Origin of the sequence: Nonomuraea sp. NPDC059023 (assembly GCF_042740095.1) — a bacterium.
GTDB lineage: Bacteria > Actinomycetota > Actinomycetes > Streptosporangiales > Streptosporangiaceae > Nonomuraea.
Genome location: NZ_JBHYIO010000010.1, coordinates 172,689 through 194,529, shown reverse-complemented (window position 1 = coordinate 194,529; position 21,841 = coordinate 172,689). Strand labels below are relative to the sequence as shown.

The 21,841-nt window shown below is 71.1% G+C and carries 21 protein-coding genes; 11 read left to right on the top strand and 10 right to left on the bottom strand.

Annotated features, from left to right (window positions below; translation table 11 throughout):
• Positions 1–4: 4 nt before the first annotated feature.
• Genes ACFWYW_RS19270 through ACFWYW_RS19260 form a run of 3 tightly spaced genes read left to right on the top strand, consistent with a single transcriptional unit; the run spans position 5 to position 5,336 of the window.
• Complete coding sequence (locus ACFWYW_RS19270; protein ID WP_379612170.1) at positions 5–1,663, top strand: ABC transporter transmembrane domain-containing protein; 1,659 nt, start codon at positions 5–7, stop codon at positions 1,661–1,663.
• Positions 1,660–3,363 carry an ATP-binding cassette domain-containing protein gene (locus ACFWYW_RS19265; protein WP_379612168.1) on the top strand — a complete coding sequence of 568 codons (1,704 nt, stop codon included), beginning with the start codon at positions 1,660–1,662 and terminating at the stop codon, positions 3,361–3,363. The genes ACFWYW_RS19270 and ACFWYW_RS19265 overlap by 4 nt, the downstream gene beginning before the upstream one ends.
• The gene (locus ACFWYW_RS19260) at positions 3,360–5,336 is read left to right on the top strand and encodes a prolyl oligopeptidase family protein (RefSeq protein ID WP_379612167.1); all 1,977 of its coding nucleotides are present in this window, start codon (positions 3,360–3,362) and stop codon (positions 5,334–5,336) included. Before ACFWYW_RS19265 ends, ACFWYW_RS19260 begins: the two co-directional genes overlap by 4 nt.
• Here the strand turns inward: ACFWYW_RS19260 and ACFWYW_RS19255 are convergent.
• Positions 5,322–5,933 (bottom strand): DNA-binding response regulator, encoded by a 612-nt coding sequence (locus tag ACFWYW_RS19255; RefSeq protein ID WP_379612165.1) that lies wholly within the window; start codon positions 5,931–5,933, stop codon positions 5,322–5,324. The genes ACFWYW_RS19260 and ACFWYW_RS19255 overlap by 15 nt on opposite strands.
• 355 nt (positions 5,934–6,288) lie before the next feature.
• Here ACFWYW_RS19255 and ACFWYW_RS19250 point away from each other — a divergent pair, with 355 nt between their 5' ends.
• The 6 genes from ACFWYW_RS19250 to ACFWYW_RS19225 are packed head-to-tail and all read left to right on the top strand — an operon-like array spanning position 6,289 to position 13,090.
• A complete protein-coding gene (locus ACFWYW_RS19250) occupies positions 6,289–7,446 on the top strand; it encodes an ROK family protein (RefSeq protein WP_379612164.1) in 1,158 nt (385 codons plus the stop codon).
• Positions 7,447–7,454: 8 nt separating this feature from the next.
• Complete coding sequence (locus ACFWYW_RS19245; RefSeq protein WP_379612162.1) at positions 7,455–8,933, top strand: sugar ABC transporter ATP-binding protein; 1,479 nt, start codon at positions 7,455–7,457, stop codon at positions 8,931–8,933.
• Positions 8,930–9,919 (top strand): ABC transporter permease, encoded by a 990-nt coding sequence (locus ACFWYW_RS19240; RefSeq protein ID WP_379612161.1) that lies wholly within the window; start codon positions 8,930–8,932, stop codon positions 9,917–9,919. The genes ACFWYW_RS19245 and ACFWYW_RS19240 overlap by 4 nt, the downstream gene beginning before the upstream one ends.
• Positions 9,916–10,971, top strand: a complete 1,056-nt coding sequence (locus tag ACFWYW_RS19235) for an ABC transporter substrate-binding protein (RefSeq protein WP_379612160.1) — start codon at positions 9,916–9,918, stop codon at positions 10,969–10,971. Before ACFWYW_RS19240 ends, ACFWYW_RS19235 begins: the two co-directional genes overlap by 4 nt.
• A gap of 14 nt (positions 10,972–10,985) precedes the next feature.
• Positions 10,986–12,086, top strand: a complete 1,101-nt coding sequence (locus tag ACFWYW_RS19230) for a Gfo/Idh/MocA family protein (protein ID WP_379612159.1) — start codon at positions 10,986–10,988, stop codon at positions 12,084–12,086.
• Positions 12,083–13,090 carry a sugar phosphate isomerase/epimerase family protein gene (locus ACFWYW_RS19225; protein ID WP_379612158.1) on the top strand — a complete coding sequence of 336 codons (1,008 nt, stop codon included), beginning with the start codon at positions 12,083–12,085 and terminating at the stop codon, positions 13,088–13,090. The genes ACFWYW_RS19230 and ACFWYW_RS19225 overlap by 4 nt, the downstream gene beginning before the upstream one ends.
• A 33-nt stretch (positions 13,091–13,123) precedes the next feature.
• On the opposite strand, the gene ACFWYW_RS19220 is transcribed toward ACFWYW_RS19225, so the two are convergent.
• Positions 13,124–13,678 carry a TetR/AcrR family transcriptional regulator gene (locus ACFWYW_RS19220; protein ID WP_379612157.1) on the bottom strand — a complete coding sequence of 185 codons (555 nt, stop codon included), beginning with the start codon at positions 13,676–13,678 and terminating at the stop codon, positions 13,124–13,126.
• Between the two features lie 86 nt (positions 13,679–13,764).
• On the opposite strand from ACFWYW_RS19220, the gene ACFWYW_RS19215 reads away from it, so the two are divergent.
• Positions 13,765–14,181, top strand: a complete 417-nt coding sequence (locus ACFWYW_RS19215; RefSeq protein WP_379612155.1) for an organic hydroperoxide resistance protein — start codon at positions 13,765–13,767, stop codon at positions 14,179–14,181.
• A 3-nt stretch (positions 14,182–14,184) separates the two neighbouring features.
• On the opposite strand, the gene ACFWYW_RS19210 is transcribed toward ACFWYW_RS19215, so the two are convergent.
• The 4 genes from ACFWYW_RS19210 to ACFWYW_RS19195 all read right to left on the bottom strand — a co-directional run bounded on the left by ACFWYW_RS19210 (position 14,185) and on the right by ACFWYW_RS19195 (position 16,624).
• On the bottom strand, positions 14,185–14,781 hold the full coding sequence (locus ACFWYW_RS19210) for an NAD(P)-dependent oxidoreductase (protein ID WP_379612154.1): 597 nt from the start codon (positions 14,779–14,781) through the stop codon (positions 14,185–14,187).
• Positions 14,782–14,882: 101 nt separating this feature from the next.
• Positions 14,883–15,968, bottom strand: a complete 1,086-nt coding sequence (locus tag ACFWYW_RS19205; RefSeq protein WP_379612153.1) for a Zn-dependent alcohol dehydrogenase — start codon at positions 15,966–15,968, stop codon at positions 14,883–14,885.
• 15 nt (positions 15,969–15,983) lie between these two features.
• Positions 15,984–16,175: a ferredoxin gene (locus ACFWYW_RS19200; RefSeq protein ID WP_184972597.1), complete on the bottom strand. Its 192-nt coding sequence runs from the start codon at positions 16,173–16,175 to the stop codon at positions 15,984–15,986.
• The gene (locus tag ACFWYW_RS19195; RefSeq protein ID WP_379612152.1) at positions 16,172–16,624 is read right to left on the bottom strand and encodes a pyridoxamine 5'-phosphate oxidase family protein; all 453 of its coding nucleotides are present in this window, start codon (positions 16,622–16,624) and stop codon (positions 16,172–16,174) included. Before ACFWYW_RS19195 ends, ACFWYW_RS19200 begins: the two co-directional genes overlap by 4 nt.
• Before the next feature lie 85 nt (positions 16,625–16,709).
• Here ACFWYW_RS19195 and ACFWYW_RS19190 point away from each other — a divergent pair, with 85 nt between their 5' ends.
• Positions 16,710–17,339 carry a class I SAM-dependent methyltransferase gene (locus tag ACFWYW_RS19190; RefSeq protein WP_379612257.1) on the top strand — a complete coding sequence of 210 codons (630 nt, stop codon included), beginning with the start codon at positions 16,710–16,712 and terminating at the stop codon, positions 17,337–17,339.
• Positions 17,340–17,452: 113 nt separating this feature from the next.
• Here ACFWYW_RS19190 and ACFWYW_RS19185 read toward each other — a convergent pair whose 3' ends face one another.
• The 4 genes from ACFWYW_RS19185 to ACFWYW_RS19170 all read right to left on the bottom strand — a co-directional run bounded on the left by ACFWYW_RS19185 (position 17,453) and on the right by ACFWYW_RS19170 (position 21,841).
• Complete coding sequence (locus ACFWYW_RS19185; RefSeq protein WP_379612151.1) at positions 17,453–18,925, bottom strand: rhodanese-like domain-containing protein; 1,473 nt, start codon at positions 18,923–18,925, stop codon at positions 17,453–17,455.
• 37 nt (positions 18,926–18,962) lie between these two features.
• Complete coding sequence (locus ACFWYW_RS19180; protein WP_379612149.1) at positions 18,963–19,961, bottom strand: DUF1702 family protein; 999 nt, start codon at positions 19,959–19,961, stop codon at positions 18,963–18,965.
• A gap of 147 nt (positions 19,962–20,108) precedes the next feature.
• Complete coding sequence (locus tag ACFWYW_RS19175) at positions 20,109–21,128, bottom strand: prenyltransferase (RefSeq protein ID WP_379612148.1); 1,020 nt, start codon at positions 21,126–21,128, stop codon at positions 20,109–20,111.
• 2 nt (positions 21,129–21,130) lie between these two features.
• The gene (locus ACFWYW_RS19170; RefSeq protein WP_379612147.1) at positions 21,131–21,841 is read right to left on the bottom strand and encodes a class I SAM-dependent methyltransferase; all 711 of its coding nucleotides are present in this window, start codon (positions 21,839–21,841) and stop codon (positions 21,131–21,133) included.

Here is a 21,841-nt window from a genome sequence, read left to right as displayed (position 1 = left end):
CATCGTGCGGTCTGGTGATCGGCTCGTCTTGGACGCGGTACGGCGCAGCGGCCCCTGGCCCCTCGTGCTGGCGTTCACGGGGATCGCCGGAGCCGCGGCCGAGCTGGCCCTGCCGTACCTGATCGGACGGACCATCGACGGCCAGGACCGCACCACCTGGCTCACCGCCGCCGTCGGCGCGGTAGCCGTGATCATGATCTGCGAGTGCCTGACCGTCTGGACCCGCGGCGTGAGCGGAGCCGCCGCGGCGGCCCGGATGCGCGGGGCGCTCATGCGGCGCGTGCTGGGCGTGGGACCGGGGATGACCCGCCGCTTCGGCCAGGGAGACCTGGTCACCAGAGCGGGACTGAACGCCGAGGAGCTCGGCGGCGCGCCGGACGCGGCCGTCAGCGTGATCACGCTGCTGGTGCCGACCGTCGGCGGCCTCGTGGCCCTCACCCTCATCGACCCCCGGCTCACACTCACCCTGGCCGCCGGTCTCGTCGCCATCATGTTCGTGCTGCGCGCCTTCATGCGGGCCAGCGGCGAGATCGCCGCCGCCTACCAGGAGACGCAGGGCGAGATCGCCACCCGCCTGGTCGACGCGCTCGCCGGAGCCAGGACCATCGCCGCGGCCGGGACCGAGGAACGCGAGGTACGCCGGGTCCTGACGCCGCTGCCCACGCTGCGCGCGCACGGTCTGGCCCTGTGGCGGGCCACGGCGGGCGCCGGGGTCAGGGCCGGGATCATGGTGCCGGTGCTGGAGGTGGCGGTGCTCGCCGTGGGCGGGTATCTGCTGGCCACCCGGCAGATCACCGTCGGCGACCTCTACGCCGCCGCGCGGTACGCCGTTCTCGGCGCCGCGCTGAGCGGCGCGCTCGGCTTCGTGGCCAGGCTGGCCAGGGCGCGCGCGGCGGCCGGCCGCGTGGCAGAGGTCCTGGACGAGCGGGAGCCGGAGACGGGCGCGGCGACGCTGCCTCCCGGCGACGGGACCGTGGAGTTCCGCGCCGTGACCGCGGGCGGCCTGGAGGTCGGCGACCTCGTGCTGCCCGGCGGGTCGGTGACGGCCGTGGTCGGACGTTCTGGAGCGGGCAAGTCCGCGCTGGCCGCGCTGGCCGGGCGGCTCACCGACCCGGACCAGGGCACGGTGTCGCTGGACGGGGTGAACCTGCGCGAGCTGTCGCCCTCGGCCCTGCGGCAGGCGGTCGCGTACGCCTTCGAACGCCCGGTGCTGCTGGGGGAGACCGTGGAAGAGGCCATCGAGTTCGGCCGGGCCCCGGCCGGCGCCGCGGAAGGGGCGGCACGGGCCGCACGGGCCGACGGATTCCTGTCCCGGCTGCCCCAGGGCTTCCTGACGCCGCTGGAGCGCGCGCCCATGTCCGGCGGCGAACGCCAGCGGGTCGGCCTGGCCCGCGCCTTCGCCCAGGGCGGCCGCTTCCTCGTGCTGGACGACGCCACCTCCGGCCTCGACACGTTGACCGAACAGCAGGTGGGCGAGGCGCTGACCGGTGAGCTCGGCGGGCGTACCCGGCTGGTCGTCACGCACCGCGCCGCCACCGCGGCCCGCGCCGACCGGGTGATCTGGCTGGACGGCGGCCGGGTACGCGGCCACGCCCCCCACGCCAGCCTGTGGAAGGACCCCGGATACCGGGCCGTCTTCGAGCACGCCGGGGTCGTGTCATGAAGGCCGGCCGCGTGGTGTGGACGGCGTTGCGGGCCCGGCCCGCGGCGCTGGCCAGGATCGCGGGCTGGTCGGTGGTGGAGGTGGCGCCCGCCTTCCTCATCGGGTTGGCGATCGCCCGCGCCATCGACGACGGCTTCGCCGCCGGGCGCGTGGACGTGGGGCTGGCCTGGCTGGCGGCGCTCGGGGCGGCGTGGCTGCTGGCGGCGTTCGCGGCCCGGCAGGTCATTCTGGCTGTGGCCGCCGTGGCCGAGCCGTTCCGCGACGACCTGCTGACGCTGGCCGTACGCGGGGCGCTGTGTGAGGGGCCGCAGGACGCGCCGGCGAGCGCGGTCGCCCGGATCAACCTGCAGGTCGAGCTGGCCAGGGACGCCTTCGCGGCGGTGGTCACCGTCGTGCGCGGGTTCGCGTTCACGGCGGCGGGCGCGGTGCTCGGGCTGGTGGCGCTGCATCCGGCGCTGGCCGTGCTGGTGGTGCCGCCGTTCGTGCTGGGGGCGGTGCTGTTCACGATCTCCCTGCCCGCCCTGTACCGCCGCCAGCGCGCCTACCTCGAAGCCGACGAGCGCACCGCCCAGACGCTCGTCTCGGTGACCGGCGGCCTGCGCGACGTCACCGCCTGCGGCGCGGAGGAACGCGTCGAGGCCCTCGTCGGCCGCCGCATAGCAGCCCAGGCCCGCTCGGCCGGGCGCCTGGCCGGGATGACCGCGCTGCGCACCGCCGCCCTGGGCGTCGGCGCGTGGACTCCGGTCGTCCTGATCCTGGTCGGCGGGCCGTGGGTGGCGGGCGGCACGCTCGGCGCCGGCGTGATCGTGGGCGCGCTCGCGTACGTCACCCAGTCGCTGGCCCCGGCGCTCGGCGGCCTCATCGAAGGCGTCGGCGTCAGCGGCGTACGCCTGTTCGCCTCCCTCGACCGCATCCTCCACACGACGTCCCCGTCCCCTTCCCCTTCCCGCGAACGCACCGCCTCCCCCGCTGTGGACGACCCGCCCGCGCTCGCCTTCACGGGCGTGAGCTTCTCGTACGGCGAGCACGCCGCCCCCGTCGTCCACGACCTCGACCTGGAGATCCGGGACGGCGAGCACCTGGCGATCGTCGGGCCGAGCGGCGCGGGCAAGTCCACGCTGGCCGCCCTGGCCGCGGGACTGCTGAGCCCCGGCGCCGGCACGGTCACCGTGGCCGGAGTACCCGCCCACCTGGCCGACCCGGGCACCAGGGTTCTGATCCCCCAGGAGGCCTACGCCTTCCGTGGCTCGCTGCGCGAGAACCTGGCCTACCTGTCCGACGCCCCGCCGGAGCGCATCCTGGCCGCCGCCCGCGAGGTGGGCGCGGGCGAGCTGATCGAGCGCCTGGGCGGCCTGGACGCCGCCCTGGACCCCGGCGGCCTGTCCGCGGGGGAGCGGCAGCTCATCGCCCTGGTCAGAGCCCATCTGGCCGAGGCCCGCCTGGTGATACTCGACGAGGCCACCTGCCATCTCGACCCGGCCGCGGAGGAACGGGCCGAGCAGGCGTTCGTACGGCGGGGCGGCACGCTGATCGTCGTGGCCCACCGGCTCACCTCGGCCCGCAGGGCGGGGCGGGTTGTCCTGCTCGACGGCTCCCGGGCGAGCATGGGCACCCACGAGGAGCTCGTCGCGGCGGCACCGCTCTACGCCGATCTGGTCGGTCACTGGGAGACCACCCGCGAGGAGGCCCAGCTTTCATGAAATATCCGGACGCATCCCGGCTGCCGCTGGTCGACGAGCTCCACGGCCACCGGATCCCCGACCCCTACCGGTGGCTCGAAGACCCGGCCGACCCCGCCACCGTCACCTGGCTCGACGCCCAGGAGGCTCTCTGGCGCGAGCACGCCGCCGCCCTCCCGTGGCGCGAGCGCATGCGGACCCGGCTGGGCGAGCTGAGCCGTACCGGCATCGCGACCCCGCCCGTATGGCGCGGCGAGCACCGCTTCGTGGAGCGCCGCGCGGCCGACCAGGAGCACCCCGTCCTCTACCGCGACGACGCGGTCCTGCTCGACCCGATGCGCCTGGACCCCACCGGCCTGACCACCCTGGACGAATGGCAGCCGGGACCGGACGGCACCCTGCTGGCCTACCAGTTGTCGCGGCGCGGCGAGGAACGGGCCGAGTTGCGCGTCATGGACGTCAGGACCGGCGCGGACGTGGACGGCCCGATCGGCGACTGCCGGTACGCGCCGGTAGCGTGGCTGCCCGACGGCGCGGCGTTCTACTACGTCCGCGCCCGCACCGGCGTCTACCTGCACCGGATCGGCTCCCGGGAGCCCGACGAAGAGGTCTTCACCGCCGGCGACGCCGGTTCCTACGGGCTGACGCTCAGCGCGGACGGCCGCTGGCTCACGCTGTCGGCGGCACCCGGCCCGAGCACCCCGAACGAGCTGTGGCTGGCCGACCTGGCCAGTGGCGAGCGGCGGCGGGTGCAGCCCGGCGGATCGGCCAGGAGCGTGGCGGCGGTCGGCGCGGACGGGCGGCTCTACATCCTGACCGACCGCGACGCGCCGCGCCGGCGGTTGTGCGTGGCCGACCCGGAGCGTCCCGACGCGTGGAAGGACCTGGTGGCCGAGGACCCGGAGTCGGTGCTGGCCGCGTTCACGATCCTGGAGGGCAACCGGCTGCTGGTCTCCCGCGTACGGCACGCGGTCGCCGAGGTCGTCGTGCACGAGCTGGACACGGGGCGGCCGGCCGTACCGGTGAGACTGCCGGGTGCGGGGACGGTCGGCCCGCTCACCGCGCGCCCCGAGGGCGGGCACGAGGCGTGGTTCCTCTACACCGACGCCGTCACGCCCGCGGGCGTGTGGCGCTACGACGCGAAGGACGGCTCGCTCACCGCGTGGGAGGCGAGCCTGCCGGTGCCGGGCGTGGTGAGCAGGCAGGTGACCTTCACCTCGCGCGACGGCACCGAGGTGCGCATGACCGTGGTCGCCATGCCGGGCGACGGCCGCCCGCGCCCGGCGATCCTGACCGGTTACGGTGGTTTCGGGATGTCGCTGACGCCCGGCTACGCCGCCGACTCGGTGGCCTGGATCGAGGCGGGCGGCGTGCTGGCGGTCGCCGGCATCAGGGGCGGCGGCGAGGAGGGCGAGGCCTGGCACCGCGCGGGCATGCGCGAGCACAAGCAGAACGTCTTCGACGACTTCGCCGCCGCGGCGGAGAAACTGGTCGCCGACGGCTGGACCACCCCCGCCCAGCTGGGCATCTGGGGCGAGTCGAACGGCGGCCTGCTCATCGGCGGCATGCTGACGCAGTACCCAGGACTGTTCACCGCCGCGGTCTGCTCGGCGCCGATCCTCGACATGACGCGATATGAGCGCTCGGGCCTCGGCGCGTCCTGGAAGCAGGAGTACGGCACCGCCGACCGCCCGGAGGAGCTGGCCTGGCTGCTGTCCTACTCCCCGTACCACCGGGTGACCGAGGGCACGGCCTACCCGGCGACCCTGTTCACAGTCTTCGGCGAGGATACTCGCGTCGATCCCGCGCACGCGCGCAAGATGTGCGCGGCGATGCAGCGGGCGGACGCGGGGGGCCGGCCGCTGCTGCTGCGCCACGAGGGCGACGTCGGCCACGGCGCGAGGGCCGTCAGCCGTTCGGTGGCGCTGGCGGCGGACGCGCTGGCCTTCCTCGCCGAGCACACCGGTCTTCCGCTGCCGTCAGATCCAGCCTGATTCGCGGGCGATGCGGATGGCGTCGATGCTGCTGCGCGCGCTCAGCTTGGAGCGCGTGCGGCTGAGGTAGTTGCGCACGGTGCCCTCCGCGAGGAAGAGCGAACCGGCGATCTCCGAGACGGACGAGCCGTCGGCCGCGGCGGTCAGCACGTCGAGTTCGCGGGAGGTCAGCGGCGTCTCCGGGGTGGTCATGGCGGCGATGGCCAGCGAGGAGTCCACGACGCTCCCGCCGGCCGCCACCTTTCTGATGGCGTCGGCCAGTTGCGCGGGCGGCGCGTCCTTGGCCAGGAACCCGCGTACCCGCGCGTCTAAAGCCCGTTTCAGCATGGCGGGCGTGCCGACCGCGGTGAGGATCAGCACCGCGCAGCCGGGCAGGGCCTCGTGCAGCTCGCGTGCCGCCTCCAGCCCGTCCGCTCCCGGCATCACCAGGTCGATCACGGCCACATCAGGTTTGGTGGCCCGCGCGGCTTCGAGGATGTGGTCACCTCGGTCCACTTCGGCGACGACCTCGATGTCCTCCTCGTAGGCGAGGAGGGCGACGATCGCCCCGCGGACGAGCTCCATGTCCTCAGCGAGCAAAGTACGGATCACCGGCATCCTTTCGGAACACAGCGTGATGTACGACTACATCCTGACTAATGGCTTAGGGGTTGAAAAGCCAGAACGTTGCAGAGGTATAGCTTAACTATTAGGTGTTTGTTTGTTTTTTCGGCTTACTGACGCTTTTAAGGGTGTATTTCGGTGAGGTCGGAACCCGCCTGGTGAACCGACGGTCCTTACGAGTGCATCGCCATTTACTATGCGTGCTCTCCGCATCTGTGAAACCAGATTCTCATTCTCTTTTGCGCCTTTGGGCCCTGACGGAGGCTTTGTTCGATCGTCGGCGAAAGTCCGCCAGGTTTGTTGGATCAGGGTCTTGCTTCTGACCGACGAGTGCTCCTATGGTCGGCGCATGAGCTCACCTCCCGGCTCTCCGGGCGACGTGCTGACCCTGATCAGCGCCGGGTCGGCCACGACCCGCTCCGACCTCGCGCGGGTCACCGGCCTGGCCAGATCCACCATCTCCCAGCGGGTCGACGCGCTCATCGAGCGCGGCCTGGTCGAGGAGAGCGACAGCGGCGAGTCCACCGGCGGCCGCCCGCCGCGCCAGCTGCGCCTGTACACCGACGAACACAGCGTCGCCGGAGTCGACCTCGGCGCCACCCACTGCCGGGTCGCGCTCATGGACCTCACCGGCGCCGTGCTGGCCGAGTCCGAGGAGCCGCTGCACATCGCCGAAGGTCCGGAAGCCGTGCTGCCGCAGGTCGACCGGCTGGTGGATCAGCTGCTCGCCGAGGTGGGCCGGCCGCGCGCCGGGCTCAGGTCGCTGGGCATCGGGGTGCCGGGGCCGGTCGAGTTCGCCACCGGACGGCCGAACAACCCGCCGATCATGCCCGGCTGGAACGACTACCCCATCCCCGACTACTTCCGCGGCCCCACGGTCCTGGTCGACAACGACGTCAACGTGATGGCGCTGGGCGAGCACCGCAACGCCTTCGCCGCCACCGGCCACCTGCTGTTCGTGAAGGTCGGCACCGGCATCGGCTGCGGCATCGTGACCGAGGGCGCCCTGCACCGCGGGGCCAGCGGCTCGGCCGGCGACATCGGCCACATCAGGGTCAGCGGCCACGAGGAGGCGGGCTGCCGCTGCGGCAACAGCGCCTGCCTGGAGGCGGTCGCCGGCGGCGCCGCGCTGGCCCGCAGGCTCACCGAACTCGGCTTCCCCGCCGAGTCCGGCGCCGACGTGGTGCGGCTCGTGCAGAGCGGCAACACCCAGGCGCTGCGGCTGGTCAGGGAGGCCGGGCGGCTCATCGGCGAGGTCCTCGCCGGTCTGGTCAACTTCTTCAACCCCGAGGTCATCGTCATCGGCGGCGCCCTGTCACGCGTGCACGAGCACCTGCTGGCCGGGATCCGCGAGACCGTCTACCGCCGGTCGCTGCCGCTGGCCACCCACCATCTGACGATCGTGCCGAGCCGTACGGGGGTGAACGCGGCCGCGCTGGGCGCGGGCATCCTCGCGATCGAGCACTACCTCTCACCCGAGAACATCAACCGGATCATCAACGCCTGAGAGGGCCCATGCTGGTCATCAGGGGAGTCGTCAAGCAGTTCCCCGGCGTGCGCGCGCTCGACGGGGTCGATCTCGACGTGCGGGCGGGCGAGGTGCACTGCCTGCTCGGCCAGAACGGCGCGGGCAAGTCCACACTGATCAAAGTGCTGGCCGGCGTGCACCAGCCCGACCAGGGCACGATCGAGTTCGGCGGCGGGCAGGTACGCCCGAGCAGCCCCATCGACGCCATCAGGCTCGGCATCGCCACCATCTACCAGGAGCTCGACCTCGTCGACGGGCTCAGCGTGGCGGAGAACATCCTGCTCGGCCACGAGAAGTCGTCCCTGGGCTTCGTCCACCGCTCCGCCACCAACCGGGCCGCCACCGCGGTGCTCGCCCGGCTCGGCCACCCGGAGATCCGCCCGTCCACCGAGGTCGGGCGCCTGTCCCCGGCCGCCAAGCAGGTCGTCTCCATGGCCAGGGCGCTCTCCCACGACGCCCGCCTGATCATCATGGACGAGCCCTCCGCGGCCCTCGCCCACGACGAGGTCGCCAACCTCTTCCGCATCATCCGCGAGCTGACCGCCCAGGGCGTCGCCGTCGTCTACATCTCCCACCGCCTGGAGGAGATCCGCGAGATCGGCGACCGCGTCACCGTCCTGAAGGACGGCCGCACGGTCGCCGTCGGCCTGCCCGCCCACGAGACCCCCACCTCGCAGATCGTCTCCCTGATGACCGGCCGCAACGTCGAGTACGTCTTCCCGCCGCGCGGCTCCGGCCGCGGCCGCGAGGTGCTGCGCGTGGAGGACCTCAGCTCGCCGGGCGCGTTCGCCGGCGTCTCCTTCTCCGTGCACGCGGGCGAGATCGTCGGCCTGGCCGGCCTCGTCGGTTCCGGCCGCTCAGAGATCCTGGAGGCGGTGTACGGCTCCCGCCCCAGCTCAGGCCGGGTCCTGCTGGAAGGCAGGCAGATCAGGAGCGCGGTCGCGGCCGTCAGGCAGGGCATGGGCCTGGCCCCGGAAGAGCGCAAGGCCCAGGCGCTCCTGCTCGACCAGAGCGTCACCGCCAACATCACCCTCGGCACGCTGCCCGGCTTCTCCAGATTCGGCTGGCTCGACCGCGCCCGGGAAAGAGCCGAGGCCAGACGCCTGGTGGACGCCCTCGACATCCGCCCCCACGACCCGGAACGCCCGATCAAGACGCTGTCCGGCGGCAACCAGCAAAAGGCCGTGCTGGCCCGCTGGCTGCTCGACGAGCGCAAGCTGCTCCTGCTCGACGAGCCCACCCGCGGCGTGGACGTCGGCGCCCGCGCCGAGCTGTACGCGGTCATCCGCAAGCTGGCCGAGCAGGGGATCGGCGTGCTGCTGGTCTCCAGCGAGGTGCCCGAGGTGCTCGGCCTGGCCGACCGGGTGCTGGTGCTGCGCGAGGGCCGGGTCATCCACGAGAGCGCGGCCGAAGGTCTCGACGAGCACCGGGTACTCGACATGATCATGGAAGGGAGTGCGGCGTGAAGGTGGACACCCGCGGCGTCGCCGTACGCGAGGCCTGGTGGGGGCGGGTCGGCGAGGCCCGCCACCTCGGGCTGGTGGCGGCGCTGGTGCTGCTCGCGATCGTCGGCCTGATCACCAAGCCCGACAACTTCGCCACCGCGTCGAACCTGGTCAGCATCCTGTCGCTGGCCGCCACCATCGGCGTCATCACGGTCGGCATGACGTTCGTGATCATCGGCGGCGGCATCGACCTGTCCGTGGGCGCGATCATGGCGCTCGCCTCGGTGTGGGCGACCACGCTTGCCACGCAGTCGTACGGGCCGTTCGTCATGGCGGTCTGCGCGATCCTGGTCGGCACCGGGGCCGGGCTGGTCAACGGGTTACTGATCTCCTATGGGCGGCTGGTGCCGTTCATCGCCACGCTGGCCATGCTGGTGGCCGCGCGCGGCCTGGCCCAGCGCATGTCCGACCGCAAGACCCAGCTCATCCAGAGCGGCAACACCGCCATCGTGGAGCTGTCGACCACGCGGGTGCTCGGCATCCCGCTGCTGGTCTACATCTTCGCGCTGGTCGTGGTGCTCGGCTGGGTCCTGCTCAACCGCACCACGTTCGGCCGCCGCACCTACGCGGTCGGCGGCAACCCCGAGGCGGCCAGGCTCGCCGGGATCAACGTACGCAGGCACACGATGCTGCTGTACGCGCTGTCCGGCCTGTGCTGCGGCATCGCCGCGATCCTGATCATGGCCCGCACCACCACCGGGTCGTCCACCCACGGCGACCTGTACGAGCTCGACGCCATCGCCGCCGTGATCATCGGCGGCACCCTGCTGACCGGCGGCCGGGGCACCATCGTCGGTTCGATCCTCGGCCTGCTCATCTTCACGGTCATCACGAACCTGTTCATCCTCAACGGCCTCAACACCAGCGACCAGCTGATCGCCAAGGGCCTGATCATCGTCGTCGCCGTCCTTCTCCAGCGGCGCAACCTCAAGGAGAGAGCACCATGACCGAAAACGTCGCGCGCCGGGGATTCCTCATCGGCGGCCTGGGCGGTGCCGCATTACTGGCCACGGGCTGCACCTCGAACGAGCCGGCGGCGGCGCCCACCAGCGCGGCCCCGGCACCCGCCCCCGCCGCGAGCGGCAACGACCAGCCGGGGGAGAAGGTCGTCATCGGCTTCTCCGCGCCGGCTGCCGACCACGGCTGGATCGCGGCCATCGCCAAGAACGCCGAGGCGACCGCGAAGCAGTACACCGACATCGAGTTCAAGCCGGTCGAGCCGACCAACGACATCAACGCCCAGATCTCCGCGGTCGAGTCGCTGATCGCGGCCAAGGTCGCCGCGCTGGTGATCCTGCCCAACGACGGCCAGCAGCTCAACCAGGTCGCGCTGCAGGCCACCGCGGCGGGCATTCCCGTCGTCAACCTCGACCGCGTCTTCCCCGACAAGCTCGCCTACCGCACCTGGGTCGGCGGCGACAACTACGGCATGGGCGTGGCGGCCGGCCACCACGTCGGCAAGAAGCTCAAGGACAAGGGCGTCGCCAACCCGGTGATCGTGGAGATCCAGGGCATCGCGACGCTCCCGCTCACCCAGGACCGCAGCAAGGGCTTCGCCGACGCGCTCAAGACGTACGGCTTCAGCGTCACCGCCAAGCAGGACGCCAAGTTCACCGTGGAGACCGGCAACCAGGTCGCCGCCAGCCTCCTTCAGGCGCACAAGAAGATCGACGCGCTGTGGAACCACGACGACGACCAGGGCGTCGGCGTGCTCGCCGCGATCAAGGAGGCGGGACGCAGCGAGTTCTTCATGGTCGGCGGCGCCGGTTCGCTCAACGCCATGAAGGAGATCCAGTCGGGCAGCTCGGTCTTGGAGGCCACGGTCACCTACAGCCCCACGATGGCCTCATCGGCCATCAAGCTCGCGCGACTGATCGCCCAGGGTAAGGGCATGAGCGATCTCGTGGAGAACCAAGTGCCCCAGTCGATCACCCTCGCGTCGGAGACCATCACCAAGGAGAACGTCGAGAAGTACCTGCCATTGGGGTTTGAATCTTGATTAACGGCGTAGGCATGATCGGTTATGCCTTCATGGGACGCGTCCACTCCCAGGCGTGGCGGAACGTCTCCGCCTTCTTCGAGCTGCGCGCGAAACCCGAGATGCGGGTGATCTGCGGGCGCTCGAAGGAGGCGACCGAGGCGGCGGCCGCCCAGATGGGCTGGGCGGAGGCGGTGACCGACTGGCGCGAGGTGGTCGCCCGCGACGACATCGACATCATCGACATCTGCACGCCCGGCGACTCGCACGCCGAGATCGCCATCGCCGCGCTGGCCGCGGGCAAGCACGTCATCTGTGAGAAGCCGCTGGCCAACACGGTGGAGGAGGCCACGCGGATGGCCGAGGCCGCCGCGCGCGGGCCGGGTAAGAGCATGGTCGCCTTCAACTACCGGCGGGTGCCCGCCGTCGCCCTGGCCAGGCAACTGGTCGCCGAGGGCCGGCTGGGCGAGATCAGGCACGTACGGGCGCAGTACCTGCAGGACTGGATCGTGGATCCGGACTTCCCGCTGGTGTGGCGGTTGCGGAAGGACAAGGCGGGCTCGGGTGCGCTCGGCGACATCGGGGCGCACATCATCGACACCGCCGAGTTCGTCACCGGCCAGCGCGTCGTGGGCGTCACCGGGCTGACCGAGACCTTCGTCAAGGAACGGCCGCTCGAGGGCGGCAGCCGTACGGACGAGGGCACGCAAATGGGCACGGTCACCGTGGACGACGCGGCGCTGTTCGTCGGCCGGATGTCGGGCGGCGCGCTGGCCTCGTTCGAGGCCACGCGCTTCGCCACCGGGCGCAAGAACGCGCTGCGCATCGAGCTGAACGGCGCGCTGGGCAGCCTGTTCTTCGACTTCGAGGCGATGAACGAGCTGTGGGTCAGCGACGGCGGCGCGGGCTTCACCCGGATCCTCGTCACCGAGCCCGGCCATCCCTACGCCGGGGCGTGGTGGCCGCCGGGGCACGGGCTCGGCTACGAGCACACGTTCACCCACGAGATCAAGGACTTCCTGGAGGCGATCGCCGCCGGCGCCGACCCCTCGCCCTCGTTCGCCGACGGGCTGCGGGTGCAGCGGGTGCTGGAGGCGGTCGAGCAGAGCAACGGCGCGTACAAGGAGATCCCATGACCAGACCGGTCACGCTCTTCACCGGACAGTGGGCCGACCTGCCCTTCGAGGAGGTGTGCGGGCTGGCGGCGGAGTGGGGCTACGACGGGCTGGAGATCGCCTGCTCCGGCGATCACTTCGACGTGGCCGCCGCCCTGGAGGACTCCGGGTACGTCACCCGCAAGCTCGAACAGCTCGACAAGCACGGCCTGAAGGTGTGGACGATCTCCAACCACCTCGTCGGCCAGGCCATCTGCGACCATCCCATCGACGAGCGGCACCAGGCCATCCTGCCCGCCCGCATCTGGGGCAGCGGCGATCCGGCGTCGGTGCGCCAGGCCGCGGCCGAGGACATGAAGAACACCGCCAGGGCCGCCGCCGCGCTCGGCGTGGACACCGTGGTGGGGTTCACCGGTTCGTCGATCTGGCACACCGTGGCGATGTTCCCGCCGGTGCCCGCCTCGATGGTGGAGGCCGGGTACCGGGACTTCGCCGACCGCTGGAACCCGATCCTGGACGTCTTCGACGAGGTGGGCGTCCGGTTCGCGCACGAGGTGCACCCGTCGGAGATCGCCTACGACTACGTGACGACCCAGAAGACGCTGGAAGCGATCGGCCACCGCCCCGCCTTCGGCCTGAACTGGGACCCCTCGCACATGGTCTGGCAGGACATCGACCCGGTGAACTTCATCCTCGACTTCGCCGACCGCATCTACCACGTGGACTGCAAGGACACCCGGATGCGCGTGGGTGACGGCCGCCGGGGCCGCCTGTCCTCGCACCTGCCGTGGGCGGACCTGCGGCGCGGCTGGGACTTCGTCTCGACCGGTCGCGGCGACGTGCCGTGGGAGGACTGCTTCAGGGCGCTGAACTCCATCGGCTACACGGGCCCGATCTCGATCGAGTGGGAGGACGCGGGTATGGACCGCCTCGACGGCGCCCGCGAGGCTCTGGGCTTCATCCGCACCCTGAACTCCATCACCCCGCCCGCCACGGCCTTCGACGCCGCCTTCTCCACCACGTGAGACCCCGGCCGGCCTTCTCGCGAGGCCGGCCTCTCACTCGCCTGAAGAGCCCAGGACGCGCTCCGCGGTCTCCCGGATCGAGGCGCGTACCACGGCCGGGTCGTCGAGGTCGAAGCCCACGGCCACGCCGTCGCGCACGATCATGAGGATGTCGGCGGTGGTGTCCGGCGTGGGGTGCCGGGCCTCCTTGAGCAGGCCGAGCATCAGGTCGCGGAACCACTCCCGGTAGGCGGCGACAGCCCTGCGCACCGGGTGCGAGCGGTCGGGATACTCCGCCGCGGCGTTGATGAACGGGCAGCCCCGGTAACCGGGCAGGCTGCCGAACTCGCCCATCCGCTCGAACATGGCCAGCAACCGCTCCCGCCCGGACCCGTCAGGCAGTTCGTCGGCCAGCGCCCGCTGCCGTTGACCCTGGTCCTCCACATAGGCGGTGACCAGGTCGTCCTTGGCCGGGAAGTGGTGGTAGAAGGTCGCCTTGGCCACTCCCGCCTCGGCGATGATCCGGTCGATGCCCACCGCGCGTACGCCTTCGGCATAGAACAACCGCGTCGCGGTATCCAGGATGCGCTGGCGGGCAGGACTCGTCATGCCTTGACATTATCAGACAGGTCTGTCTAGTGTCAGTCGTAGCTAGACAGACCTGTCTGTCTCCATCTGCTGTGAGGAGCACCCTGATGAGCAAGGCCCTGTACACCGCGGTCGGCACCGCCTCCGGCCGCGACGGCCGCGGCGTCACCACGGACGGCAAGCTCGACGTCAAGCTGTCCCCGCCCGCCGAGCTCGGTGGCGCCGGCGCGGGCACCAATCCCGAGCAGCTGTTCGCGGTCGGGTACGCCGCGTGCTTCGCCAGCGCCATGCAGCTCGTCGGCAAGAAGCAGAACCTCGATGTCACCGACGTGGCCGTGACCGCCGAGGTGGGCCTGGTGTCCAACGGCGCCGGCGGCTTCGGCCTCGAAGTCACGCTGCGGGTGGAGCTGCCCGACGAGATCTCCGCCGAGGCCGGCCACGCCCTGCTGGAGGCCACCCACCAGGTCTGCCCCTACTCCAACGCCACCCGCGGCAACATCCCCGTCAACCTGGTGGTCGAGTAGCCCTCACTTCGGGCCGCAGACGCCCAGCGCCTTCCCGATCAGCCCCGCGTCCTCGGCCGTGTCGAGCAGCGCCATCGCGTAGTCGGCGCGCGACAGCCGCATCGTGCCGCCCGTCGCGTTGGCCGCGAAGTCCACGTGCACCCGCCCGGCCGCCGGCTTGTCGTTGAGCATGGTCCCGCGCACCACGCTCCAGTCGAGGTCGCTGGCCTGCAGCATGCCCTCCGCGCGGGCCAGGTCGGCGTAGGCGGTGCGGAGGAACAACCAGGCCAGGGCGATCGGCAGCCGCGGCCTGGTCGCCGGGACCGACCGGCTGCTGGTCATGACCAGCCGGCGCGGGCCGCTTTCGCGCATCGCGGTGATCAGGGTGAGCGCGATCGTGCTCCCGCTGACCGCGGCGATCACCGCGTCCTGCCCCTGGATCGCCGTGCGGACCGCGTCCAGGTCGCGGGCGTCGCCCCGGTGCACGCCGCTCAGTCCTTCGTGTTCTTTCAGCGCCTCGGGGGTGCGGGCGAAGGCGGTGATCTCGTGGCCCCGCCGTACACCTTGGGTGAGCACATGCTTTCCGGTACGGCCGGCCGCACCGACAACCAAGATCCTCATAATATGGCTACCTCCTATATTGCAATTTGCACTATAGGAGGATGCGCGTCAAGCGGCATGCGAAAGGGCCGGGGTATCGGCCCCGGCCCTTCCTTCCGTCGCTAGTCCATCACCACGATCTGGCGCAGCACCTCGCCGCCCTTCAGCGCGGCCACGGCGTCGTTGAGGTCGGCCAGCTTGATCCTGGCGCTGATCATCGACTCCAGGTCGAGCTGGCCGGCCTTGTACAGGGCGGCGAAGTAGGGGAAGTCGTGCCGCACGTCGGCCTCGCCGTACATGCTGGACAGCAGGTTCTTGCCCTCGAACAGCAGGCTGAATGCGGAGATCTGCACCATGTCGTCCATGGCGCCGGCGCCCACGACGATCACGTCGCCGCCCGCGCGGGTCGTCTGCCACGCGCTGGTGATGGTCGCGGACTTGCCGACGACCTCGAAGCCGTAGTCGAAGCCGTTGCCGCCGGTCAGCTCGGCCACGGCGCCCGGCAGGTCGTCGGGGGTGACCGCGTGCGTGGCGCCGACCTTCCTGGCCAGTTCGTGCTTCGACGTCAGCGGGTCGACGGCCAGGATCACGCGGGCGCCGGAGACTCGCGCGCCCTGGATCACCGACAGTCCCACGCCGCCGCAGCCGATCACCGCGACCGTGGAGCCCGGACGCACCTTGGCCGTGTTGAGCGCCGCGCCGACGCCCGTGGTGATGCCGCACCCGATCAGCGCGGCCGCCTCCCACGGCACCTCCGGGTCGATCTTGATCGCGCCCTGCCACGGCACCACGCACTCTTCGGCCCAGGTGCCGCAGCCCGCCATGCCGAAGACGGTGGAGTCGCCGCCGATGCGGAAGTTGCCCTTGGAGAAGGACTCGATCACATACTTCATGCACAGGTACGGCTGGCCGCCCAGGCACAGAGCGCACTCCTGGCACGAAGGGCGCCAGTTGATGATCACGTGGTCGCCCGGCTGGAGCGAGGTGACGTGCTCGCCCACCTCGACCACCTCGCCCGCGCCCTCATGGCCCGGGATGAGCGGCACCGGCTGGGGCAGCACGCCGGACATGGCCGACAGGTCGGAATGGCAGACACCGGTCGCCCGGATCCGGACGCGTACGTCCGCCGGCCCGACCGGGGCCAGCGTGACGTCATCGCGGAGGTCGAGCTTGTCGTCGCCTACAGCGTGCAGAATGGCGGCGCGCATGGGGGGTTCCTCCTGTTACTCCTCTAGGGAGAGGGCGGCTTTCGGGCAGGAACGTACGGCGTGCCGTACCCGGTCCTGCATGTCGGCTGGCGGCTCGGGGAGAAGGACGTGCAGGTTGTCCTCCTCGTCCACGTCGAACACTTCAGGGGCGAGCCCCATGCATACGGCGTTCGCCTCGCATACCAGGTAGTCGACCTTGATCTTCATGTGAGCCTCCTGTGATCCCATGAGACCACCCTGGTGCGCTCGACCACGTATGCGATGCGTTTTCTTCCGGTCAGTTCCACGTACGGGCGCAGGTCCGCGTCGGGCACTCCGGGCGTCATCCGGCGGGCGATCTCCATGCCGATCTCCAGCACGCGCTCGTGCTCGGCGACCTGCTTGGCCACGCCGTACAGGAGGACTCCGCGCAGTTCCGCGTAGTCGTCACCGGTCTCGATCAGGCAGCTGACCCTGGGGTCGCGGGCGAGGTTGACGGCCTTCTGGGCTTTGCCGTAGGTCCAGAAGGCGATCCGGCCCTCGTCGAGGCCGTAGAACATGGTCACCAGGTGCGGGGTGCCATCGGGGTTGATGGTCGCCAGCTGGAGCTTGCGCGAGCCCTCGATGAGGGCTGTGACGTCCGCTTCCGGCATCGCGATGCGCGCGCGCTGATTCACGTTGCCCAGTAGAACAGGTTCCAGAATCGCCGACAAGAGGGCAATGGAATGTTGTTCGGTTCCACTAGGGTGCTTCTCCATGACGATGCCGCCTGACTTGCGTTACGCAGCCGAGCATGCCAAGGGATTCATGCCGGCCGGCGAAGGGCTCGCCCTCTTCCACGCCGCCCTGAAGTACGGAGGGCAGGGCCCCATCTGCGAGATCGGCACCTACTGCGGCAAGTCCGCGATCTACCTCGGCGCGGCGGCCCGCCAGACCGGCAGCGTCGTGATCACCGTCGACCACCACCGCGGGTCGGAGGAGATCCAGCCCGGCTGGGCCCACCACGACCCGACGCTGGTCGACCCGCGCTTCGGCAAGATGGACTCGCTGCCCGCCTTCCGCACCGCCATCGCCGCGGCCGGGCTGGAGGACGAGGTGATCGCCGTGGTCGGGCAGTCGGGGAGGGTGGCCGGGTTGTGGAACACGCCGCTGGCCCTGCTGTTCATCGACGGAGGACACTCCGAGGAGCCGGTGACCGCTGACTATGAGGGGTGGGCGCCGCATGTGATGGAGGGCGGGGCGCTGGTGTTCCACGACATCTACCCCGACCCTGCTGAGGGTGGGCAGGCGCCGTACCGGGTTTATCGGCGGGCGCTGTCGTCCGGGGCGTTCAAGGAGGTGGGGGGTGAGGGCTCGCTACGGGTACTGGAGCGAGTCGGCCCCGGCATCTAGGCGTGCTTTGCTGCGGACCGTCGGCGGCTGGGCTTTGTGGCTCGGTTGGGCGGTTTCATGCGGCTTTGAGCGGCCATGTATGGGCACATAGGGCTTTAGAGGGACATAGGGCTTTAGGCGGACATAGGGACGCCTTGGTCGGCGGCACGGGCGAACGCGTCGTCGATGACCACGACCTCGCGTCCCGCCCTCGCCAGAAGGGAAGCGGCGGCGGTGGCACGGTAGCCGCTGCCGCAGTGCACCCAGATCTCGCCCGGCGGGATCTCGGCCAGCCTTGCGGTGAGCTGGGGGAGCGGGATGCTGATCGAACCCGCCACATGCCCGTCCCGCCATTCCCCGGCCAACCGCACATCCACCACCACCGGCCTCCCATCCGCTGCTCCACCCGCGCTCCTTGCGTCGCCCATGCCGTCCGCTGGCGTGTCTGCGCCGCTTCCGTTGTGGGCTGTTCCGGGCACGTTGTCGCCCGAGGTGGCCAGGGCCTCGGACAGGTCGGTGAAGGTGGCTCGGCGGAGGGAGCCTAGGCGGGTGGTTGAGGTGGTCAAGGTTTCTGGGGTGCCTATGGCCACGGCGGCCGGGTGGTCGAGGCCGATGCGGACCAGTTCGCGCTGGGCCTCGGCGACCGCGTCGCGGGTGGCGCCGATCAGGGTGATGGGGGCGCCGCGGGTGGTCAGCCAGCCGAGCCAGGTGGCCATGCTGCCGTCCAGGCCCAGGCTGACGGTGCCGATCAGGTGTGAGGCCGCGTACGCGGTGCGGGAGCGCAGGTCCACGACCCACTCGCCGGCGTCGATGCGCCGGGCCAGTTCCTTGGGGGTGGCGGGTTCGGGCAGGCGCAGGTCCACGGGGGCGGGGCCGGTGGCGTTGATCGCGCCCATGTGGGCGTAGTAGGCGGGGTAGGCGTCCAGGCCGGACAGGACTTCGGTGACGAAGGTGTCCTCGGCCAGCCGCAATGCCGGGTTGGTCGATCTCTCCTGGCCCACGGTTGAGGCGTCGCCGCCGGCCGTACCGACTGCGCAGAAGCTGCCGAACCCGTGGGTCGGCCAGATGCGCGCGCCGTCGGGCAGGGCGTCGGCGAGTCTGCGCGCGGAGGCGTGCTGGTGGCGGGCGAGGGTCTCGGTGTGCTCGTGGCCGAGCAGGTCGGGGCGGCCGGTGGTGCCGAACAGCAGCGAGCCGCCGGTGAAGACGCCCTCGGGGGTGCCGTCGTGGTCGAGGACGTACGACAGGTGGTGGAAGGTGTGGCCGGGGGTGTGCAACGCCCTGAGGCGCAGTGTGGGCGAGATGTCCAGCGTGTCGCCGTCGCTCAGCGCCCGGTGCGGGAAGTCCGCCGCGTCGGCCAGCGCGTAGACCGCGCCGGTCAGCCGGGACAGTTCCAGGCCGCCGGAGACGTAGTCGTTGTGGAGGTGGGTCTCGGCGACGGTGGTGATCCGGACGCCCAATTTGCCGGCCAGGGCCAGGATCCGGTCCACGTCCCGCTGGGGATCCACCACCGCGGCCGATTTCCCGTCGGTGACCAGGTAACTGCGGTCGCCTAGGGTGGACGTCTCGATCACGTGCACGTCGAACATCTGCTCAACCTCCTCACCCATCGCAACGGCTACCCTCCGGGGGTATATTCCGCGACGGTCAGTCGGTGCGGTGGCGCCGGGCCCACGCGCGGCGGGTCTGGGCGCGCCAGGTCAGGAAGTCGTCGTGCGTGTGCGGGTCGTGGCCGAGGGAGGCCAGCGCGGCGTCGGTCCAGGCGGCCGCCTCCTCGGCCGGGGCGCCGGTCAGGATCGGGGCGGCCTCGGCGGCGTGGCCGGGGAGGGTGCCGGCGGTGAGCCAGGCGGCGCAGGCGAAGGCGGCGCCCTGCGCCACGTGCTGGCGGAAGCCGTCGGCGCCGGCGTAGACGGCGAGCCGGTCGAGTTCGTCGAGGTCCGCGCCGCCGGTGTACACGGCCGCGAAGGCCACGCCGCTCCACAGATCCGCCCGGCGGGATGCCGGGTACGCGTGGATGTGCGCCGTGAGGTCGTCGGGCTCGGCGCAGTCGTGGTACCAGAGGAGCCGCCCGAGGCCCTGGTCGAAGATCGCACAGTGTGCGCGTACGGCCAGCTCGGGCATGGCCCGCTCGCCCACCATGAGGTCGGCCTTGGACATGCTGCGCTGGAAGCCGTAGCCGTCGATGGCCAGCCAGCGCAGCAGCGGATGGGCCCGCCGCATGCCCCACGTGGGCGGCAGGCGCAGCAACGCGTGTGCGCGGCCCGCGCCCAGGTGGGCGGCATGCGGGTGGAGCTGGGCGGGGCCGGCAAGTAGCTCGTTCAGGCGCCGGCCCCGAGTCATGGTGATCAGGTCGAGCATGGTCGCGGCCGCCGCCGCGCCCTCCCAGGCGAACGGCTGCCGCTCCTGCGGTATCCGCCCGACCTTGTGGATCTCCCGGGCGATGACCGCGTTGTAGCCGTACACATAGGTTTCCTCGGCCGCCGTGAGCACTCCCGGAGCCGCTCCCGCCCTGAGCCGGAACCGTCGCCGCCCCAAGTCAGACTCGACCGGATCTTTCTCCAGGAACCTCCACAGGCCACGCGCTGGGGCCAGTGTCTGTTCAATCGTGACCTGATCCAAGAACGATGTTGTGCCCGTGTCGCCCACGCTTCCCCCGAAGACGCCTCGTACGGCCACTCACGAAGCTAGTGAGCCCATTGCGGCATTCCCCGCCGCCGCTCCGCCTCTCGGGGCAAAGAACCGGCAAAACCGATTGCGCTCATCGGCGGCTTCGCCGTACGCGAGAAAGGTGGTCTAACCCGAGGAAATCGTGCAGTCGCAGGTGTGTGAGGCGGGAGTGCGGATGTCGCGGAAGATGCCGGAACCGCCGCTGAGGCCGGACAAGGCGTCGGCGGCGAGGATGGTGGCGGCGGCGGTGTAGCCGCTGCGCTCGTGGGGGAAGTGCTTGCGGTTGACGAACTGCCAGCCGGTCCAGTATGAGCCGTCGTCGTGGCGCAGGTGCTGCATGTCGGTGAAGAGGCGGACGGCGCGCTCGCGCCGGCCCAGGGCGTCGAGGGCGAGCACGAGCTCGCAGGTTTCCGCGCCCGTCACCCACGGCTGGTCGGAGACGCAGCGGATGCCGAGGCCCGGCACCACGAACGTCGGCCATTCGCGGTCGATCAGGTCAAAGGCCGCGCGGCCGCGGACGGCGCCGCCGAGGACCGGGTAGTACCAGTCCATGGAGAAGCGGCTTTTGTCGGTGAACGCCTCCGGGTGGAAGGCGAGCACGTGGGCGAGGCGGTCGGCGGCCAGCTCCCAATGAGGTTGCGGGTCGCCGAGGTGATCGGCGAGCAGGACGCCGCAGCGCAGCCCCTGGTGGATCGAGGAACAGCCGGTCAGCAGCGCGTAGGTGGAGGCGCGGCCCTGGGCGTCACGCTCCCAGACGATCTCGCCGCGCGCGGTCTGCAGGTCCACCACGTAGTCGAGTGCGCGCTTGACCATCGGCCAGAGGGGGCTGGGGTCCTTGCCGGTGACCAGGTAGTTGTGCCAGGCGCCGACGGCCGCGTACGCCGCGTGGTTGGACTCGCCGCCGCGCTCGACCGCCACGCCGTCCTGGATCTTCATCGCCCAGGAGCCGTCGGGGCGCTGGTGGCGCATCAGCCAGTCGTAGCCGCGGTCGACGGGCTCCGACAGGCCGGCGACGGCCATCGCCATCAGGCATTCGACGTGGTTCCACGCGTCGACGTGTCCTTCCGGCCAGGGCACGCCGCCGTCGTCCTGCTGGATGGCGGCGATGCTCTGGGCGGTCTGGACGGTCTGCTCCCAGCTGATCACGCTCAGGGCTTCCGCACGTAGAGGACGACGCTCTTGCCGATCAGCGGGTTGAGCAGGGCCTCGGCGACGCGGGTGGCGGCCGGGCGCTTCATGATGTCCCATACGAGCAGCTCGTGGTAGGCCTTCGCGAGGGGGTGCTCGTCGTTGTTGACGCCGACGGCGCACTTGATCCACCAGTACGGCGCGTGCAGCCCGTGGGCATGGTGATGGGGCCCGATCTCGAACCCGGTGGACTTCAGCTTGGCGCTCAGCTCGGCCAGGGTGTAGATGCGGACATGTCCGCCGGGCGCCGTGTGGTAGTCCTCGTCCAGCGCCCAGCAGATCCGCTCGGGCAGGAAGCTCGGCACCGTGATGGCCGCCGTGCCGCCCGGCTTGAGCACCCGGAAGATCTCCGCCATCGCGCTCATGTCGTCCGGGATGTGCTCCAGCACCTCGGCCGCGATCACCCGGTCGAAGCTGCCCTCCTCGAACGGCATGTCGAGCGCGGTGCCCTGCACGGTCTCACCGCCGGCGCCGATCGGCACCTCGCCGGCCTTGTCCATCGCCACGAACATGGCGGCCACGTTGTCAAGCTCGGCCTGGTCCATGTCGAAGGCGACCACGTCGGCGCCCCTGCGCAGCACCTCGAAGGCGTGCCGGCCGCCGCCGCAGCCGAGATCGAGAACCCGTACTCCGGGGCCGACGGGCAGCTTGGCGAAGTCGACGGTCAGCAA

What these genes read in the sequence shown, in the direction of transcription:
- ACFWYW_RS19265 (WP_379612168.1), top strand. Translation starts at nt 1,660, where the DNA reads ATGAAGGCCGGCCGCGTGGTGTGGACGGCGTTGCGGGCCCGGCCCGCG.
- ACFWYW_RS19215 (WP_379612155.1), top strand. Translation starts at nt 13,765, where the DNA reads ATGAGCAAGGCCCTGTACACCGCGGTCGGCACCGCCTCCGGCCGCGAC.
- ACFWYW_RS19205 (WP_379612153.1), bottom strand. Translation starts at nt 15,968, where the DNA reads ATGCGCGCCGCCATTCTGCACGCTGTAGGCGACGACAAGCTCGACCTC.
- ACFWYW_RS19185 (WP_379612151.1), bottom strand. Translation starts at nt 18,925, where the DNA reads ATGGGTGAGGAGGTTGAGCAGATGTTCGACGTGCACGTGATCGAGACG.
- ACFWYW_RS19200 (WP_184972597.1), bottom strand. Translation starts at nt 16,175, where the DNA reads ATGAAGATCAAGGTCGACTACCTGGTATGCGAGGCGAACGCCGTATGC.
- ACFWYW_RS19210 (WP_379612154.1), bottom strand. Translation starts at nt 14,781, where the DNA reads ATGAGGATCTTGGTTGTCGGTGCGGCCGGCCGTACCGGAAAGCATGTG.
- ACFWYW_RS19245 (WP_379612162.1), top strand. Translation starts at nt 7,455, where the DNA reads ATGCTGGTCATCAGGGGAGTCGTCAAGCAGTTCCCCGGCGTGCGCGCG.
- ACFWYW_RS19230 (WP_379612159.1), top strand. Translation starts at nt 10,986, where the DNA reads ATGATCGGTTATGCCTTCATGGGACGCGTCCACTCCCAGGCGTGGCGG.
- ACFWYW_RS19225 (WP_379612158.1), top strand. Translation starts at nt 12,083, where the DNA reads ATGACCAGACCGGTCACGCTCTTCACCGGACAGTGGGCCGACCTGCCC.
- ACFWYW_RS19190 (WP_379612257.1), top strand. Translation starts at nt 16,710, where the DNA reads ATGCCGCCTGACTTGCGTTACGCAGCCGAGCATGCCAAGGGATTCATG.
- ACFWYW_RS19220 (WP_379612157.1), bottom strand. Translation starts at nt 13,678, where the DNA reads ATGACGAGTCCTGCCCGCCAGCGCATCCTGGATACCGCGACGCGGTTG.
- ACFWYW_RS19250 (WP_379612164.1), top strand. Translation starts at nt 6,289, where the DNA reads ATGAGCTCACCTCCCGGCTCTCCGGGCGACGTGCTGACCCTGATCAGC.
- ACFWYW_RS19235 (WP_379612160.1), top strand. Translation starts at nt 9,916, where the DNA reads ATGACCGAAAACGTCGCGCGCCGGGGATTCCTCATCGGCGGCCTGGGC.
- ACFWYW_RS19255 (WP_379612165.1), bottom strand. Translation starts at nt 5,933, where the DNA reads ATGCCGGTGATCCGTACTTTGCTCGCTGAGGACATGGAGCTCGTCCGC.
- ACFWYW_RS19260 (WP_379612167.1), top strand. Translation starts at nt 3,360, where the DNA reads ATGAAATATCCGGACGCATCCCGGCTGCCGCTGGTCGACGAGCTCCAC.